Source organism: Candidatus Binataceae bacterium, assembly GCA_035308025.1.
GTDB lineage: Bacteria > Desulfobacterota > Binatia > Binatales > Binataceae > JAJPHI01.
The window spans coordinates 16,257-33,610 of record DATGHL010000031.1; the positions used below are offsets into that span (position 1 = coordinate 16,257).

General features: G+C 64.0%; 17 protein-coding genes. 8 read left to right on the forward strand and 9 right to left on the reverse strand.

Annotated elements, in window-relative coordinates:
* Positions 1-20: 20 nt before the first annotated feature.
* From VKS22_09935 to VKS22_09960, 6 genes are read left to right on the forward strand one after another with little or no spacing between them, the layout of a single operon-like run.
* Complete coding sequence (locus tag VKS22_09935) at positions 21-1,793, forward strand: ABC transporter transmembrane domain-containing protein (GenBank protein ID HLW70930.1); 1,773 nt, start codon at positions 21-23, stop codon at positions 1,791-1,793.
* Between the two features lie 14 nt (positions 1,794-1,807).
* A complete protein-coding gene (locus tag VKS22_09940; GenBank protein HLW70931.1) occupies positions 1,808-3,082 on the forward strand; it encodes a glycosyltransferase N-terminal domain-containing protein in 1,275 nt (424 codons plus the stop codon).
* Positions 3,083-3,086: 4 nt separating this feature from the next.
* The gene (gene lpxK, locus VKS22_09945) at positions 3,087-4,214 is read left to right on the forward strand and encodes a tetraacyldisaccharide 4'-kinase (GenBank protein HLW70932.1); all 1,128 of its coding nucleotides are present in this window, start codon (positions 3,087-3,089) and stop codon (positions 4,212-4,214) included.
* 11 nt (positions 4,215-4,225) lie between these two features.
* Complete coding sequence (locus VKS22_09950) at positions 4,226-4,396, forward strand: Trm112 family protein (protein ID HLW70933.1); 171 nt, start codon at positions 4,226-4,228, stop codon at positions 4,394-4,396.
* A gap of 14 nt (positions 4,397-4,410) precedes the next feature.
* Entirely contained in the window at positions 4,411-5,163 is a 753-nt protein-coding gene (locus VKS22_09955) for a lipopolysaccharide kinase InaA family protein (GenBank protein HLW70934.1), read from the forward strand.
* A gap of 20 nt (positions 5,164-5,183) precedes the next feature.
* Positions 5,184-5,378, forward strand: a complete 195-nt coding sequence (locus tag VKS22_09960; GenBank protein HLW70935.1) for a DUF3565 domain-containing protein — start codon at positions 5,184-5,186, stop codon at positions 5,376-5,378.
* A 29-nt stretch (positions 5,379-5,407) separates the two neighbouring features.
* Here VKS22_09960 and VKS22_09965 read toward each other — a convergent pair whose 3' ends face one another.
* The 7 genes from VKS22_09965 to VKS22_09995 form a co-directional block, all read right to left on the reverse strand.
* A complete protein-coding gene (locus VKS22_09965; GenBank protein HLW70936.1) occupies positions 5,408-7,630 on the reverse strand; it encodes a bifunctional (p)ppGpp synthetase/guanosine-3',5'-bis(diphosphate) 3'-pyrophosphohydrolase in 2,223 nt (740 codons plus the stop codon).
* On the reverse strand, positions 7,618-8,199 hold the full coding sequence (gene gmk / locus VKS22_09970; protein ID HLW70937.1) for a guanylate kinase: 582 nt from the start codon (positions 8,197-8,199) through the stop codon (positions 7,618-7,620). The genes VKS22_09965 and gmk overlap by 13 nt, the downstream gene beginning before the upstream one ends.
* A 90-nt stretch (positions 8,200-8,289) precedes the next feature.
* A complete protein-coding gene (locus VKS22_09975) occupies positions 8,290-9,165 on the reverse strand; it encodes a YicC/YloC family endoribonuclease (GenBank protein HLW70938.1) in 876 nt (291 codons plus the stop codon).
* 25 nt (positions 9,166-9,190) lie between these two features.
* Positions 9,191-10,276 (reverse strand): glycosyltransferase family 4 protein, encoded by a 1,086-nt coding sequence (locus VKS22_09980; GenBank protein ID HLW70939.1) that lies wholly within the window; start codon positions 10,274-10,276, stop codon positions 9,191-9,193.
* Positions 10,277-10,364: 88 nt separating this feature from the next.
* Complete coding sequence (locus VKS22_09985; protein HLW70940.1) at positions 10,365-11,207, reverse strand: lipopolysaccharide kinase InaA family protein; 843 nt, start codon at positions 11,205-11,207, stop codon at positions 10,365-10,367.
* Between the two features lie 2 nt (positions 11,208-11,209).
* Complete coding sequence (locus tag VKS22_09990) at positions 11,210-12,334, reverse strand: glycosyltransferase family 9 protein (GenBank protein ID HLW70941.1); 1,125 nt, start codon at positions 12,332-12,334, stop codon at positions 11,210-11,212.
* Between the two features lie 34 nt (positions 12,335-12,368).
* Positions 12,369-12,737 carry an NADH-quinone oxidoreductase subunit A gene (locus VKS22_09995; GenBank protein ID HLW70942.1) on the reverse strand — a complete coding sequence of 123 codons (369 nt, stop codon included), beginning with the start codon at positions 12,735-12,737 and terminating at the stop codon, positions 12,369-12,371.
* Between the two features lie 162 nt (positions 12,738-12,899).
* On the opposite strand from VKS22_09995, the gene VKS22_10000 reads away from it, so the two are divergent.
* Complete coding sequence (locus tag VKS22_10000) at positions 12,900-13,466, forward strand: GNAT family N-acetyltransferase (GenBank protein ID HLW70943.1); 567 nt, start codon at positions 12,900-12,902, stop codon at positions 13,464-13,466.
* Positions 13,467-13,573: 107 nt separating this feature from the next.
* Here the strand turns inward: VKS22_10000 and VKS22_10005 are convergent, their stop codons facing one another.
* Positions 13,574-14,737, reverse strand: a complete 1,164-nt coding sequence (locus VKS22_10005) for a serine hydrolase domain-containing protein (GenBank protein ID HLW70944.1) — start codon at positions 14,735-14,737, stop codon at positions 13,574-13,576.
* Between the two features lie 29 nt (positions 14,738-14,766).
* Positions 14,767-15,744 carry an arsenosugar biosynthesis radical SAM (seleno)protein ArsS gene (gene arsS, locus VKS22_10010; GenBank protein HLW70945.1) on the reverse strand — a complete coding sequence of 326 codons (978 nt, stop codon included), beginning with the start codon at positions 15,742-15,744 and terminating at the stop codon, positions 14,767-14,769.
* 117 nt (positions 15,745-15,861) lie between these two features.
* Between arsS and VKS22_10015 the strand changes: the two genes are divergently transcribed.
* Entirely contained in the window at positions 15,862-17,343 is a 1,482-nt protein-coding gene (locus tag VKS22_10015) for a sigma-54 dependent transcriptional regulator (protein HLW70946.1), read from the forward strand.
* Positions 17,344-17,354 lie beyond the last annotated feature (11 nt).

Genomic DNA, 17,354 nt, shown 5'->3' on the forward strand with positions numbered 1-17,354 from the left:
TAATATACCTAAAGTAACACATGAGATTGCTGCCACCGCTCTATCTCCGCCTGCTCGGCTATCTGCGGCGCTACCTGTTCCCTTATGTCCTGATCCTGCTCATCACGATGCTGGTGCTGAGCGCCACCAACGGCGTCATCACGTTGCTGATCAAGCGCTTCATTGATCAGATGACGAATAAGCACGACCTGCATGACATTGCCGCCGTGCGCGTTCTGTCCCTCGAAGCGCTCGCGCTCTTTCTGATCCGCGCCGCCGCCGACTTCGGTTCCGATTATCTGCAGGCTTACATCGGTCAGAAGATCACGCTCGATTTGCGCTCGGGGCTCAACGAGCGTCTGCAAAACCAGTCGCTTGCATTCTTCAATCGCACCTCGACCGGTGTGATGATGTCGCGGGTCATTAACGACGTGCAGCTCGTGACCGGCGGAGCGATCAACAGCCTAACTTCAATCTTCGGCGACGGCGCGACCCTGATTGCGGTGTTGGCGACCGCAATCTACATAGATTGGAAACTGGCGCTGATCGCTTTCTTGGTCTTCCCCGCGGCCGTCCTGCCGGTCGCGACCTTCTCGAAGCGGATGCGCCGCATGACCCGCGAAGCCCAAAAACAGATGGGCGGTCTCAACGTCGTGCTGCAAGAGACTTACCAGGGCAATCGCGTCGTCAAGGCCTTCGGGATGGAGGATTACGAGCGCGGCCGTTTTCATCGCGAGCTGCGGCGGCTCTTCCGCATCAGTATGCGCGTGGCGCGCATCAAGGCCGCCACCGGGCCGATCATCGAAGTGATGGGCGCGTTCGCGATCGTCGCCGTGATCTGGTGGGGCTCGGTTTCGGTGCTTTCCGGCACGCGCACCTATGGCACCTTTGGCGCGTTCATCGCCGCGATGCTGATTATCTACCAGCCGTTCAAAAGCTTGACGAAAACCAACAATGATATTCAGCAAGGGCTGGCAGCAACGGAGCGCGTCTTCGAGATGATGGACGCGCCGGTCGAGGTGCGCGACGATCCGGCCGGGCTCGAACTCGCGTCCGGCAACCATACCATTGCGCTCGAAGAGGTGAGCTTCCGTTATAGCGACGCCTGGGTGCTCGAAGGGATCAACCTGACGATCGGCGCGGGCGAAGTGGTCGCGCTGGTCGGTATGAGCGGCGGCGGCAAATCAACTATCGCCGACCTGGTGCCGCGCTTTTACGATGTCCAGCGCGGCGCTGTAACGATCGACGGAATAGATGTGCGCCGCCTGAAAATTGCCTCGCTGCGCGCGCAAATCGGCATCGTCACCCAGCAGACCTTTCTCTTCAACGATACGGTTCGCGCCAATATCGCTTACGGCAGTATGGAAAAAAGCCTCGACTCCGTGATCGCTGCGGCGCGCGACGCCAATGCTCATGACTTCATCACGCGGCTGCCCGACGGCTACGACACCGTGGTCGGCGAGTTGGGTGTCCGGCTCTCGGGCGGCGAGCGCCAACGTCTCGCGATCGCCCGCGCGTTGCTCAAAAACGCCCCGATCCTGATTCTCGATGAAGCGACTTCGGCGCTCGACTCCGACGCCGAACGCCAGGTCCAGGAGGCGCTCGAGCGCCTGATGGAGAATCGCACCACACTCGTGATCGCCCATCGACTCTCCACTGTCCGGCGCGCTGATCGCATCGTCGTCGTGGTGCATGGCCGCATCGTCGAGACCGGCACGCACGATGAGTTGATCGCGCGCGGCGGCGAATACGGCCGCCTGCACGATCTGCAATTCAGACCCACGCTTGCAACCAACGGCGATCTCACCGGCTGATCGACGATTCGCTTGTGCCGGCTCGCGATTCAAAATTCGCCCAGCTCTACAACGCCCTCTGGTACCCGGCCCTGCCCTTCGCGCTGGCCGTCGCCGGCGGGCGCGATTCTGCTATCCGTCGCGAGCGTCTCGGCTACGCAACTCCCGCGCTCGCCGGCGATCCGACGAGACGCGTGTGGGTCCATGCCTCCTCGGTCGGCGAAATCGAAGCCGTGCGGCCTGTTGTCATCCGGCTCGCTCGCGAGGTCCCCGGCCTCGAAGTGGTGCTCACTACCATGACGCTCACCGGGCGTGAGGCCGCTCGCCGGCGGCTTCGCGGCCTTGCGGCTTATGGTTTGGCGCCGCTGGATTTTAAATCGGCGGTGCGGCGCTTCCTCAGCCGTGTGCAGCCCCGTCTGATCCTTATCGCGGAAACCGAATTGTGGCCTAACTTCTTTTTCGAGGGCGCGCGCGCAGTTGCGAAAGTTATCCTGATCAACGGCCGCATGTCGGAGCGTTCATTGCGGAGGTATCGTCGGGTGCGCGGACTGTTGCGCGCTACGCTCGCGCGGGCCGATCGAATTCTCGTGCAGACCGTGGCCGACGCCGCACGTTTTCGCGAACTCGGGGCGCCGGACGATCGGCTATTCGTCACCGGCAACACCAAGTTCGATCTCGACGACTCTACGGCCATACTGCGTCCGGCTCTCGAGGGATTCGCGCGCGGAAGACCGATTCTGGTTGCCGGATCGACCGCGCCCGGCGAAGAGGCCATCGTCCTCAGCGCATATCGCGGGCTCGTCGAGCGTTTCCCGGCCCTCGCGCTCGCCGTCGCCCCGCGCCATCTCGAGCGCGTCGCTGAAGTCGAGTCCGAACTGCGCTCATCGGGAATCATTTACGCCAAGGCCTCGACTCTCACCGCAAACGCTGACGATCCTGCGAGCGTGCTGCTGATCGATACGATGGGCGACCTGCGCGGTTTCTATCAACGCGCGACGATCGCCTTCGTCGGCGGCAGCATGGCGCCCCCGCGCGGCGGCCAAAGCCTCTCGGAACCCGCCGCCGCCGCGGTTCCGGTGCTGTTCGGGCCGCATCACGAAAACCAACGCCAGGTTGCCGACGCGATCCTCGCCGACGGCGGTGGGGCCGTGACCGCCGATAGCGCAGAGTTGGTCGCGCGATGCATGAACTGGCTCAGCGACGAACGCGAGCGGCGCGTCGCCGGCATCCACGCCCGCGAGGTCATCGAGCGCCTCGCCGACGGCGCCAGGCTTACGGTCGACCACCTCAAACCGCTGCTGGGTGGCTGACTCGATGCGTCGGCGGCTCAACTTCGAGCGCTTGTGGGAACCCGGTGTGAGCGGACTGCGCGCTCCGCTTTGGGCGGCTCTGACGCCGCTCGCGGCACTCTATGCCGGTGCGCTCGGACTGCGCGCGCAGTGGTGGCGTGTGATGGCGGATTCAAGCCCGGTCGCGACCGTCAGCGTCGGCAATCTCACGCTGGGCGGCAATGGCAAGACACCCTTCACGCTGTTTCTCGCGCGGCGGCTTCGCACTCACGGCCACCGGATCGCGATCGTCAGCCGCGGCTATGGGCGCGACAACCAACACGGTCCGATGCTGGTCGCCGACGGCGGTAAGCTGCTCCTCCCAATCAGCGCGGCAGGCGATGAGCCGGCGATGATGGCGCGGGCCTTTGACGGCCCGATCGCCGTGGCGCGACGGCGATTAGACGCCATCAACCTGCTCGTCGCACGCGGCCCACTCGACGCCATAATCCTCGACGATGCGTTTCAACATCGCCGGCTGCGTCGCGACCTCGACCTCTTGTTGGTCGGCGCGCGACGCGGTTTCGGCAACGGCTGGCTGCTGCCGGCGGGACCGCTGCGCGAACCACGGTCAGCTATCCGCCGCGCCGACGCGATCGTCGAGGTCTCGCCGGCCTGGGCTGACGCCTGCACCATTGCATCGCGCGATCGCGCCGGCCTCGAAGGACTCCCATCTCTGCGGGCAACTCTTACCCCTCACGCCCTGATTCAAGCGTCGCCGCACGGTTGGAGCGAGTCGCCCCTTGAGCTGAACGGCCGGCGCGTCGTCGCGGTCTGCGGCCTTGCCGATCCGCAGGGCTTCCGCGCGATGCTCGAACATCTCGGCGCGAAGATCGTCAAGGCGTTCGCCTATCCCGACCATCACCGGTACCGCCCGGAGGATTGGCGTGAGATCGTCGCCGCCGCACCCGCCGCCGATCTCGTGATCACGACCGAGAAGGATTTGATCAAGCTCGAGGGATTTTCTCCGCAGCCTGCCGCGCTGTACGCTGTTCGTCTGAAAGTCGCGATGGACGATGCGGACGAGGCGCGGCTGCTCGCGATGGTTGCAGAAGTGATCAAGGCACGCCGAGCGCAAGCCGCAAGCGGAACTCATCCGGCGACGCCTTCATAGGAGAGACTCTTATGGCCTTGAGTCAGGACCTGCTGAACATTCTCGCCTGCCCGAAATGCAAAGGCGGATTGCAACTTAATGACGATCAGAGCGGGCTGGTTTGCGGGTCGTGCAAGCTGCTTTACCCGATTCAGGACGACATTCCGATCATGCTGATCGACGAAGCGCGCAACCTCGAATAGCGCGGCAGGCCTCGATGCGATCGGCCACGCAGGAGTCGCCGCGATGCCCAGCCCTTGCCGCGCTCGGCTTCGCAACTTATCGTGCGGCCGGCCGGACGTTATACCTGCGCAACGATCTGCTCAGCGAGGCGGAGGAAATTCTGACGTTGATCGCCGAGGCTGAACGCATCGGCGCAGGCGCCGGCAATCGCCGCAGCGGCTTCCGCATCGAACTTCGCCAGACCCCCCTGTTCGTGCGCCGCTCCCGCCGCGGCGGCTGGATGCGGCTGCTCAATCGCGATCTTTACCTCGGTAAGCGGCCGCGTCCCGCGCGCGAACTCGCGCTCGCCAGCGAGGCGATGCGCCGCGCGATACCGATTGCCGAACCGCTCGGCGCGCTAATCGAACCGATTATCCCGGGCATCTACCGCGGCGCTATGATCACGCGCGCGCTCTCCGGCATGACACTTTGGGAATTTCTTCAGACCGACGACGATCCGCGCGTGCGCACGCATATCCTCGAGCTGGCCCGTCAAGCGGTCGATACGATGCATCGGCGCGGACTCTTCCATGCCGACTTGAACCTGCACAATCTTTTCGTCACCCAATCGGGCGAGAGTTTCGCAGTGGTGATCCTTGACCTCGACAAGGCCCGGTTCTTCCCGGCGGCGCTGCCGATCAACCTGCGCCGCCGAAACTTGCACCGCCTCATCCGCTCAGCCCGCAAACTCGACCCGCATCGCCGACTGCTTACCGCCGCCGCCCTCGCTATCTTAACCGGAGAATAGAGTTGGTTGGAGATTAACGCATGACTCGCCGCGTCATCGCTTTTCATCAGGATGCCCAGCGCGACTGGGTCGCCGATCTCGACTGCGGACATACCCAGCACGTCCGCCACGCGCCACCGTTTCAGCTCCGCCCATGGGTGGTTACCGAGGAAGGCCGCAACAGCCGTTTGGGAATGGAACTGGATTGCAAGAAATGCGACGATGCCGTTAATTGATTCGACGTGGAACAATCTCAAGTAATACTTTAGGTTGAATCGGCGGCGGCGCGCGCGCCGTTGTGCAGCCCCAGGCGCGAGACGCGCATCACGCCGTCAATCGCCGCGATCGAGTGCATCAGATTCTTTAACTGTCCGGCGCTCTTCACGGTTAATTCAAAAACCGAAAGCGCGCGGCCATCATGCCCGGTACTTTTCACCTGCAAATTCGAGATATTGACGCCGGCGCCCGCGATCGCCTTGGTCATCTGCGCGAGCAATCCCGGCTGATCGAGGCAGAGCACCTCCAACTGGATCGGGCGCAGAGTCTCGTCACCGGCCTTCCACATGACCGGCACCCGCCGCTGCGGATCAGTCGCGAGCGCATGCGGACACCCCGCGACATGCACCGTGACGCCGCGTCCGCGCGTGACAAATCCGGTGATCGCCTCGCCCGGCAGCGGATTACAGCAGCGCGCAAAGCGCACCATCATGTCGCCGATGCCCGAGACGATCACGGCGTTGCCGGGCGCGCCGCGTTCGCGCGGCGCGGTATGCTCGCTCTCACCAGGAATGCTGGGCGGCTTTTCGCCGCGATAAAGCTTGAGCTCCTCGGGGGTCAGCACCTTCGCCAGAAATTGCGCCGGCGTGATTATCCCGTAGCCGACGGCCGCGAGTAGACTGTCGGCGTCGCGGTAGGAAAACTCTTGCAGCGCGGCCGCAAACCGTTCGCGCGCGATGATCTGCGCGACGGTCAAATTCAGCGCGGCCAACTCCCCCTCGAGCAGCGTCACTCCCAACTCGCGCGAGCGATCGGACTGCTGCTGCCGCAGCCATTGCCGGATGCGGCTTTTGGCGCGAGCGGTGACGACGTAGTTGGCCCAGTCTTTCCCCGGATTCTGACGCTCGGAGGTCGTGACCTCGACGGTGTCGCCGGACTGGAGCTTGTAGCGCAGCGGCGCCATGCGGCCATTGACGCGCGCCCCGGTCAGATGGTTGCCCACCTGCGAATGGATGCGATAGGCGAAATCGATCACGGTCGCGCCCTGCGGGAAATCGAGTACGTCGCCCTTAGGCGTAAAGACAAAGACCTCTTCCGCGAACAGATCGTCCTTGACCGTCGAAAGGAACTCCTCCGGATCCTTGAGATTCTGCTGCCACTCGACCAGCCGCCGCAGCCACGAAAAGCTCTCCGCTTTCTTGATCTGCGCGGCGCCGTTCTCCTTGTAACTCCAGTGGGCGGCGATCCCCTGCTCGGCGATGTCATGCATCTCGCGCGTGCGGATCTGCACTTCGATCCGCTGTCCGCGCGGGCCGATCACCGTCGTATGCAGCGACTGGTAGAGGTTGGCCTTGGGCAGCGCGATGTAATCCTTGAAGCGCCCGTGCACCGGCTTCCAATGGGCATGCACCACGCCCAGCGCGGCGTAACACTCGCGCACCGATTCCACGATGATCCGGAAGGCGACCAAGTCGTGAATCTGATCGAAGCTCAGCTCCTGCTCGCGCATCTTGTTGTGAATCGAAAAGAAGTGCTTGGGCCGGCCGGTGACCTCGGCCTTGACCTCAGCCTCGCTCAGCCGCGCCGCGAGAATCTCGATCACCGAGCGGATATATTCTTCGCGCGCCGTGCGGGTTTCCGCCACCTGTGTCTTCAGCGTGGCGTAGGCCTCCGCGTTGAGGTAGCGGAACGAGTAGTCCTCGAGCTCGGACTTAAGCCAGTAAATTCCGAGCCGATGAGCGATCGGCGCATAGATCTCCAGCGTCTCCCGCGCGATCTCTTCGCGGCGATGCGGTTGCAGGTGGCTGAGCGTGCGCATGTTGTGCAGGCGGTCAGCCAGCTTGATCAGCACGACGCGGATATCGTGCGCCATCGCGATGATCATCTTGCGGAAATTTTCCGCCTGCTTTTCCTCGCGGCTCGAAAAGGTGATTTTCGAGACCTTGGTGAGGCCGTCGACCAGCCGCGCGACCTCTGGTCCGAACAGCCCCTGCACTTCTTCGAGCGAGGCGTGAGTGTCTTCGACCACGTCGTGCAGCAGTCCGCTGATCAGCGACGATTGATCGAGCTTGAGCTGGGTCAGGATCAGCGCGACGCTCAGCGGATGGACGACGTAGGGCTCGCCCGACTTGCGCTTCTGCTCACCGTGCATCCGCGCGGAGTAATCGTAAGCGCGGCGGATCAGCCGGGGTTCAAGTTGCGGGTTGTATTCCCCGGCGCGCCGGATGATTTCTTCGAGTTGGTCGGGATAGTCGCCGGTCACGCTTTCCATGGCGCAAAGCCCTCCGCCAGGCGCGTGACCTTGAGCCGCTCGGCATCGACGATCGCGCCGAGCCGCGCAATCGAGGCTGCGACCTCCGCGTTGATGATCAGATAATCGTAAGCCGGGTAGGCCGAGGCCTCCTCATGCGCCCGCTGCAAGCGATGAGCGATCGCCGCAACGCTCTCGGTGCCGCGCCGCCTCAGCCGCTCCTCCAGTTCCGCAAAGCTCGGCGGCAGAACAAAAATCGTCACCGCGTCACGCGGATAGCAGCGGCGCATCTGGTCAGCGCCCTGCACGTCGATATCGAGCAGGATGTCGCGTCCGGCAGCCACGGCCCGGTCAAGCGGGCCACGCAGCGTGCCGTAGCTCGAATCAAAGACCCGCGCCAGTTCGGCGAAGTCGCCCGCCGCTGTGCGCCGTTGGAATTCGTCCTCGCTCACAAAATGATAATCGACGCCGGCCCTCTCGCCCTCGCGCCGCTCGCGGGTGGTCAGTGAAATCGAGGCTTCCAGCCCCTCGATCTGCTGGAGCGCAGCGCGGGAGATCGTCGTCTTACCGGCGCCCGAGGGCGCCGACAATATGAATATGATACCACGCCGCGGGCGTTTGTCCCCCTCCATAAAACGATTATACCGGTGCGGCGGCCCTTGCATTAAGACAGTGGCGGGTCATTCGACGTTCTGCACCTGCTCGCGCATCTTCTCGAGTTCACCCTTCATCGTGACTGCGATTTGCGACATGCGGGCATCCTGTGATTTTGCCCCGATCGTATTGATCTCGCGATTAAGCTCCTGCAGCAGAAATTCCATCGACTTGCCCACCGCTCCCGCGCGCCCAAGCAGCGGCGTCATCGCCTTCAGATGGACTCGCAACCGCGTCATCTCCTCGCTGATGTCCCCGTGATTGGCGGCGCCCAGCGCTTCGTCATGCAGCCGCTTCTCGTTGATCGGCAGTTCGGCCATCAACTCGCGGACCCGCGCTTCGAAACCGGTGCGTAGAGCCTCACGCGCGGCCGCGGCCAATTCCTCGATCTGCGGTAATGCCGCGCCGATCGTCCTGAGCCGGTTCTCGAAATCGCGCTTGAGCTCGCGCCCTTCGCGCGCACGTTCGCTCGCCAGCGCCTTCAGCGCGCGGCGCAACGCTTCGAGCGCCAGGCCGGCGCCGGCAACCGGGTCATTTTCATCTTCCGCGATCTGAAAAATCTCGGGCCGCTGCAGTAGCGCCTCAAGCTCCAACTTGTCGTCGAGCCCGAGCTTGCGGCCCAGCCGGCGCAGTTCCGTGACGTAGGCCTGCGCCAACTCCTCGTTGACCTGCAAGCGCGCGTGCGGCGGCCGGGTCAAAACCGCTCGAATAAACACCTCGACGCGCCCGCGCTCGACCTGCTCTTGCACCAACTTGCGGATTTCCTTCTCCTGATCACCCCATCCGCGCGGGAGATTAAGTTTGAGCTCGAAGAAGCGCTGGTTCAGCGAGCGCACCTCGACGTTGACCTGCACCCCTGCGCGGCTCAGCTCGGCCCGCCCGAACCCAGTCATGCTGCGCATCGATAGTGAATCCTTTCCCCGCCCGCTACAGAGTTGCGATTTGCAAATCGCGGTAAAACGCCAGGGTCTGCACCGCCATCGCCGTGAGACTGAAGCCGGCGATTGCCCGTTCTCGCGACGCCACACCCATAGCCATTCGAACCTCCGGCGCCATCGCGAGAAGCCGCACCGCCTGCGCCAATGCCGACGCATCGGCCGGAGAAACCAGATGGCCGCTGACGCCCTCCTCGACCGCTTCGCTCAAGCCGCCGACGTCACTCGCGATAACTGGCAGTCCACACGCCATAGCTTCGAGCGCGGCAACCCCGAGTCCTTCCATTAGGGATGGCATCACGAAAATATCCAGCGCCCACAGCAGCGCGCGCGCGTCAGCGAGCGCACCCAGCATCTGCACCCCGGATACGGCGGTTTGTGCGGCAAGTTCTTGCGCGAGTGGTCCATCGCCGGCGATAAACCCACGTAGGTTAACGCCCGGCGGAGCGATCGCGCGGGCGAGGCGTAGCGCTTCAATAAAATATCGATGGCCCTTGCGGGGCGTCAGCGCGCCGACGGCGCCGACCGCTATATCAGCGTCGCTGAGTCCGAGACGAACGCGAGCCTCGGCGCGCGCGCGCGCGCTCGGGGGTGCGAACCACACGCAGTCGACGCCGCTCGGAATAATCCTCAATCGCGCGGGCCGCACACCGCCACGTTCGAGCGCCGCTCCCACGCCGCGCGAAATCGCAATCACTCCGTCCACCGCCTGATTATACAGATACCTGCCAAAAAGCCGGTTCGGCCGATAGTCCATCCGGCGCGTCACTATTCTTACCGGCGCCAGTCCGCGCACATAGGGCGCGAGCGCATGAGCGCGCGCGGTATGGAAATGCACCACGTCATAAGTTCCGCGCGCCAGCAGGCCGCGCAGCCGCATCGCCGCCGCGATATCTAACGAATTGCGCACCCGCAAAGGATGGCAAACCACCCCCTCCGCCCGCGCCCGTCGCCACAGCTCACCGTCCCGATCGCAGAGAATTTCAGCGCGATGGCCGCGCCGTCGCAGTTCGAGTGTCAGGCCCATCACTTGCGTTTCGCCGCCGCTGAAACCGCGCTCCGGATCAACCCCCGCCACGCGCAACGGTCCGCTTGGCACACCATGGTTGGAGGCCGTCCCTGCCGAAGAATCAAATGACGGGCTACGGGCGGGAAGGTCATCCGCCCTATCCACTGACGTTACCTTCGATCAGCCGTGTGGGTTGTATCACCGTCACGAAATTACCATCACGCTCGATGCGCCGCCGGAGCATCGCCGCAACCCGCCGGGTCATCTTGCGCGAGTCCCGCCACTTCATCGCGAGGCCATAACTGCGAAGGAGCCGCAGCCGATCGCTGCGGGTAATCCCTGGCATCGCAAACCGTCCGAGCTGCACCAGATTGCGCAACATCCGGCGGCGCCGTCCGATCGCGAAGCTCAGCCGCGTCCGCTCGTGATCGAGAAATATGAAGCGGGGCTGCACTTCAAGGACAACAAAGATGTTGAAAGGCGTGAGATCGCCATGCACGAAACCCGCGCGATGCATCCGCGCAATTTCAATCCCCAACGCCGCCAACGCCGCGCGCTTGTCAGCGATCGATCCCGCTAATAGCTCAAGTGTCCGCAGCGGACCGCGCCCCTGCGCACGCGGCGTGACGATTAGCTCGCGTCCGCCGGCGCGCTCGCGACCGTGAATCCAGACTGGCGGCGCGCAGATTCCGGCGGCCGCCATTTGTGCAGTGACCCGGGCGACGTGCGAGCCCACCGAATCGCGCAGTCTCTGCTTAAGCCCGTCGAGGCCGTGCGGTACCTCGATCACTTTGACGAAAATATCGGTTCGCAGGCCGGCCTCTGTCGCCGCGCGGACGTTGTACGTGGTGGCGCGACGCGATCTCCGCAGCGGCTTCACGCCGCGGCCGGCTGCCGTCGTCACGACGAGCCTGCGCAAATCCTCGCCGAGCCCGACGGCCGGGCCGGTCACGATTAGCGACCAGCTTTCGCATTCGATGAGCTCCGATCGTTTCCGCACGCTCAGCTCGCTGGCGAGGCTTCTTCGATCTCCGGCGCCCCGCGACGTTCGCCGGTGACCTGAAGCGCCCGTCGGATCGTCGCCGCGACGAGCGCGGGCGAGAGCCGTCGCATGCACTCGCGCCCGACCGGACAATGCCGTAAATAGCACGGGCTGCAAGGGATCTCGCCGCGCAGCGCGAACTCCGCGAAGCCCCACGGCGCTGAGCGCTCCGGCGCGGTCGCCCCCCACAGCGACACGATCGGACATCCAACCGCCGCGGCGATATGCATCGGCCCGCAGTCGGGACCAAAGGCGGCGGCGCATTCAGCAAAAATCCCAGCCAGTTCGCCTACACTCGTCCGACCCGCCAGATTCAGCGCCGCCGTCTCCCTGAGTTCACGCACGACGTTCGCCGCAAGCTCCGCGTCCTCGGGACCCCCGATCAGAATCGGGAAAAGCCCCCCAGCGCCCTCTGGCGGCGCAGCCAGTTCTTTAATTACCGCTGCGATCGCCTCCGCAAAATAGACCCGGCTCGGCCATGACGAGCCGAGAATCACCCCGAGCAGCGGGCGCGGCGCCGCGCCGATAATCTCGCGCGCGCGCCGCCGGCCTTCCGCCGACGGCTCGAGCCCAAACTCGATCGCGCCTGACGCCAGCCCCAGCAGATCGCCAAACGCCTGATACTGCGCGAGCTTCAGCCGCATCGGCGGCTGCGGCGCGATCCGCCGCGTCGAGAACCATTGATTGAACTCCTTGACGTTCGCCGCCGCAAAGCCGAAACGGTCGCGCGCACCGCTGACTCTCGCGATCACCCCGCTCTTCAGATGCCGCTGCAGATCGACCACGAGGTCGAAGCGTCCGCGCCGAATCTTCAGGAGAAAAGGTGCAAACGACCACGGCGCGCCACGACGCTCGTACACGATTACCTCGTCGAGCCACGGATGGCCGCGCAGGACCGGCTCCGACTTCGGCTCAACCGCCCACGCCAGATGCGCCGTCGGCCAGCCCTCACGCATCCGCTTAAGCAGCGGCAGGGCGCGTACGACATCGCCGATCGATCCGAGCAAAACAATCAGCACCCGCGCAGGATGCGCGTGGCTCGAATTGGCGCCGTCCGCCGACATCGCGAGCTCTACAGAAGTCACAAGCTTGGCAGGCTCGGACGGTCAGGCGGGTGTTTCAATCCCAGTCGAGCGCCCCGCGCTGCCATGCGTAGGCCAATCCGACCCCGAGAATCGCGATGAAAACCAACGCCTCGACCAGGCCGAACACCCCGAGCTCGCGCAGATTCGCGGCCCATGGATAAAGAAACACGACCTCGACATCGAAAACGAGAAAAAGGATTGCCGTCAGGTAAAAGCGCACCGAAAAACGTCCCCATGCGCTTCCGGTCGGCGGATTACCGCATTCGAAAGCCTCACCCTTGACCTTGCCGCCCGCGCGCCGCGGCCCGAGAAAACGATTGATCGTGATCATGGTCCCGACCACCCCGCCCGCGCCGAACAACATCACGGCAATCGGAAACCATGTGGTGACTCCAGAACTCATCTCGCGCTCCAGCTTTCTGCATCAAGCAATCTGAGAGTCCCATGATTATTAGCGCATACTCCCGTCGGGCGCGACTCCTCAGCCGGATCGCTGACCCGCCCAGCGATTTGCAAGCGCGCCCACTTCTAGTAATTGAAAACTATTAGTCCGGAGGTCACGGTGATGCCCAACGATCCGATTTCCGCCTACCTGCTGGCTGCGTATCCGAAAAAAAGCGCGCTACCCGGCGGAACCGCTCTGACTGTGCGCGCCCTGATTCCGCAGGATCGCGCGCAGATGGGCGAATTTTTCGAGCGCGTGCCGGAAGAGGATCGGGTCTTTCTTAAGGAAGACCTGCTCAATCGCGAAGAGGTCGAAATCTGGCTCGACGAAATCGACGTCGATCGCGAAACTGTGATGGTCGCGGTTACCGATCGCATCGTCGGGGTGGCGGTGCTCGAACGCCAGCTCAATGGCTGGTCGCAGCACGTGGGCGAAATCCGTATCGTGGCCGATCCCTCGCTGCGCCGGAGCGGCCTCGGTCACTTACTCGCCAAAACCATCTTTGATCTCGCCCAGCATTCCGGACTCGAAAAAATCTTCGCGCAGATGGTCGCCGACCAACCCGGCCCGATTCGCGTCTTCAAACGCCTCGGCTTTCGCGCCGAAGCCACCCTCAACGATCAGGTCAAAGACCGCCACGGCTTCAAACACGACCTGCTAGTGATGGCGCACTATATGGGCGGCTGATTTTCGCCGCCGGCAGACGGGAATTTTTGACACAGCTCCAGGGGGCGGTGGAGTCTGCGACGCGCGGCCCGAGTAAAGACTCACTTGCTCGCTGTGCTCCGCTAGCGTTACAGCGACTCGTAGAGGGCCTCGACCAATGCGCGCGGGCGCGGGTCCATCAGGATGTACGGGCCCATCTTGTTCATCGTATAGCCGAAGCCCACGCGCGCATCGGGATCGGCAAAGCCGAGCGAGCCGCCCGCCCCCGGATGACCGAACGTCCGCGCATTGGGTCCCATCCGATCGTGCGCCTGCGAGAGCATGAAGCCGGTGCTGAAGCGCGTTGGGATCATCAGCACTTCGTCGCGCCCGCTCGATTCTTCCGTATGGCAACGCACGATCGCCTCGGGTTCCAGGACCCTCACGCCGTCGATCGCGCCGCCAGCCGCGAGCGCGCCGTAAAGCCGCGCCAGCGCGCCCGCCGTGGCATGGCCATTGGCGGCCGGGATCTCCGCTGCACGCCAAGCCCGCGAGTTCACCGCCCCCAGCTTCATCGCGCCCGGCGGATTGAAAAAAGCCTTGGCGGTAACCGACTCCGGATGCTCCTGCGCGTATTTGAAGATATTGATCTGATCTTTTGGCGGCGCCGGCGATTGAATCATCTGACCGCAGCGCGCGTCGTCTTCCGCCGTCAGGCCAATATGACAGTCGAGCTCGAGCGGCCCGGCGATCTCGTCGCGAAAATAATCCCCGAGGCTCTTGCCGGTAATCCGCCGAATCACCTCGCCGACGAGAAAGCCGATCGTGATCGCGTGATAGCCGTGCCGCGTCCCTGGTGTCCACCACGGCTCTTCGGCCGCCAGCGCGGTGGTCATCGCGCTCCAGTCGTAGATCGCGGCGTCAGGCACGGGTTTGCGCAGCGCCGGCAGGCCCGCGCGATGATTCAAGAGCTGGCGCAACCGAATATGGTCTTTTCCGGCGCGCGCAAATTCTGGCCAGTAAGCCGCCACTGGCGTGTCCAAATCGAGTAGCCCTTGATCAATCAGCCGATGGGCGCAAATCGCCGTCACCCCCTTGGTCGTCGAGAACAGGTTGACCAACGTGTCAGGCCGCCACGGAATGGTTCGAGCCTTGTCGGCGTGACCGGCCCACAGATCAACAACTGCCAGGCCGTCAACAACGATCGCAAATGAGGCGCCGTACTCGTTGCGCTGCGCAAAATTCTCGGCGAACGCTTCTTTAACGCGCTCAAACCGCGGATCGCAGGTTCCCTCGATGCGAAGTTCATCCAAGATGCATCCCTCCCCTCACGGCGTCACGTTCAGACTTGGGCGATTGCGCCGCCGCAGCTCGACCCCGCCCCGGCCGTGCAGCCGAAACAGTGCGGACCCGTAGCTATCGACGCCCCCGCGAAACGGTCCAGGTTATCGACGTCTGCGATGGTCAGCGGCTTCTCGTTGACGTCGCGGGCGAGCGGCAGCTCGAGCATCTGATTGAAGTCGCAATCATAGAGCGTGCCGTCGTAGCCCACGCTGATCAGGGAGCGGCACATCAGACCCGCGATCGTGGCCGGGTTAAAATGGTTGACCAGCAATCCCATGTACTCGCTGAACTGGCCCCAGCGACGAAGCTGATCGGCGAAGCGCCGAATCGGCATATTCGTAATCGTCAGCAGGCGATTGAAGCGGATGCCGAAATTGCCGCCGAGCTCCTCGCGATAACGCGCCTCAAGTGCGGCCTGCGGCGGCGGCAGCGCGGCGCCGACCGGATTGTACACGAGGTCGAGGACGAGCCCGTCGCCGCCATAGCCCAGGCGATTCAGCAGCCGCAGCGCCTCGATACTCTTCTCGAACACTCCACGGCCGCGCTGCTTTTCGACGTTCTCTGCGGAATAACAGGGTAGCGAGCAGATCAGCCTGACCTGATTGGCGCAATAAAACTCCGGAATCGACTCCATGCCGGGCTCGAACAGCACCGTCAGATTGCAGCGCACCAGGACCTCGCGAGCACCGGCGCGGGCCGCCTCGACCAGGCGGCGAAAGTTCGGATTGAGTTCAGGGGCCCCGCCGGTCAGATCGACAGTGCGAATCGCGGCGCTCGCCTCGAGCAGCTCGATAACGCGCGCCGCCGTGGCCGGCGTCATAATCTCGCGTCGCGCCGGGCCGGCATCGACGTGACAGTGATGGCACGCCTGATTGCAGAGCTTGCCGACGTTAACCTGCAAGGTTTCCGTCGCGCCGCGCCGCAGCGGCTCCATCCCATGGCCGCGCAAGGCCGCCGCGAAGTTATCGTCGATCACCGAAACCCCTACGCAAAGAACTCACCGCCTCCAGCATACCATCGCGGATGCCTCTGCGAGCATGGTCGTCGCGCGTTCGCGACATGCTAAACTGTCGGGCTTCACGATGATCAAATGATGGAAAACAACTCTATACCTCCGCTCAGCGATACGGTTCAAACCTCGGTGCTCGTTGCCGACGACGACGCGGCGATCCGGCTCGTCCTGCGCCATCGGCTCGAGTCGGCCGGCTATACGGTTGAGGAGGCCGCCGACAGTCAGACGGCGCTCCGCGCCCTGCTCGCAAATCGCCACGCCGTGGCCCTGCTCGACATCATGATGCCCGGGGCTGGGGGGCTCGAAGTGTTAACGCAGGCGCGCGAGCAGGCAGCACGAGCCCAAATCATCGTCATCACGGCCGCGAGCACGATGAACAACGCGGTGGAAGCGATGAGCCGCGGCGCGCACGACTATTTAACCAAGCCGTTCGAGAATCTCGATCAGGTCGCCGCCGCGGTGGCGCGCGCCGCGGAGATCGCTGCGCAAGCCGGCGACCTGTCGCGGCTGAAGGACGAGCTCAATCGCCACCTGGTCGGCGGCGAGATCATTGGCCGCAGCCCGGCGATGCAGGAGATCTACAAGCTGATCGGTCGCGTCGTCAGCAACGACGCCTCGCTGCTGATCACCGGCGAAAGCGGCACCGGCAAAGAGCTGGTGGCGCGCGCGATTCATTTCAAGTCGCCGCGCTGGCGCGGTCCTTTCGTCGCGGTCAACTGTTCGGCCATCCCGCAGGGACTGCTCGAGAGCGAGCTGTTCGGGCACGAACGCGGAGCCTTCACGGGCGCCACCGAGCGGCGTGCGGGCAAGTTCGAGCAGGCTGCAGGCGGCACGATCTTCCTTGACGAGATCGGCGACTTGCCGCTCGAACTGCAGCCGAAGCTGTTGCGCGTGCTGCAAGAGCGCGAGTTCTCGCGCGTCGGCGGGGTCGAGACGCTCAAGGCCCAGACGCGCGTAATCGCCGCGACCAATCAGGAGCTCGAAACCGCGGTCACTGAGCGGCGCTTTCGCGAGGATCTTTATTTTCGGCTGCGCGTGATTCCGATCAATATCCCGCCGCTGCGCGCGCGCCGCGAAGATATCGCGGAATTAACCGATTATTTTGTCGGCAAAGCGGTGCGTGAGATGGGCGCGCCGGCCCGCACGATTGCGCCCGACGCCCGCGACAAGCTCTACGCCTACGACTGGCCGGGCAACGTCCGCGAGCTGGAGAACGCGGTCTTGCGCGCGGCGCTGCTCGCCCAGGGCTCGCAGCTCCGCGCGGCGGATCTCAATCTCGGCCGCAATGCCAAGCCCGGCAAAGTCGCGAGCGACGCCGGCGCGACCCTTGGTGAACTAATCTTTCGCCGCCTCGAGGAGATGGTCAGCGAGGACGGCGCCGAACCCCGCGACCTGCATCAGCGAATCATCGCCGAGCTCGAGAAGCCGCTGATTGAGATCACGCTGGCGCGGGCGCGCGGCAATCAGGTCCACGCCGCGCGGATGCTCGGGCTGAATCGCAACACGTTGCGCAAAAAGCTCGCCGATCACGCAATCACGATCACGAAAACTCCGGGTAGCTGATCTGAAGCCCT

Bases quoted from the DNA above. Each gene is read 5' to 3' on its own strand.
- VKS22_09935 (HLW70930.1), top strand. From the start codon at position 21: ATGAGATTGCTGCCACCGCTCTATCTCCGCCTGCTCGGCTATCTGCGG.
- lpxK (HLW70932.1), top strand. From the start codon at position 3,087: ATGCGTCGGCGGCTCAACTTCGAGCGCTTGTGGGAACCCGGTGTGAGC.
- VKS22_09950 (HLW70933.1), top strand. From the start codon at position 4,226: ATGGCCTTGAGTCAGGACCTGCTGAACATTCTCGCCTGCCCGAAATGC.
- VKS22_09955 (HLW70934.1), top strand. From the start codon at position 4,411: ATGCGATCGGCCACGCAGGAGTCGCCGCGATGCCCAGCCCTTGCCGCG.
- VKS22_09960 (HLW70935.1), top strand. From the start codon at position 5,184: ATGACTCGCCGCGTCATCGCTTTTCATCAGGATGCCCAGCGCGACTGG.
- VKS22_09965 (HLW70936.1), bottom strand. From the start codon at position 7,630: ATGGAAAGCGTGACCGGCGACTATCCCGACCAACTCGAAGAAATCATC.
- VKS22_09975 (HLW70938.1), bottom strand. From the start codon at position 9,165: ATGCGCAGCATGACTGGGTTCGGGCGGGCCGAGCTGAGCCGCGCAGGG.
- VKS22_09995 (HLW70942.1), bottom strand. From the start codon at position 12,737: ATGAGTTCTGGAGTCACCACATGGTTTCCGATTGCCGTGATGTTGTTC.
- VKS22_10000 (HLW70943.1), top strand. From the start codon at position 12,900: ATGCCCAACGATCCGATTTCCGCCTACCTGCTGGCTGCGTATCCGAAA.
- VKS22_10015 (HLW70946.1), top strand. From the start codon at position 15,862: ATGGAAAACAACTCTATACCTCCGCTCAGCGATACGGTTCAAACCTCG.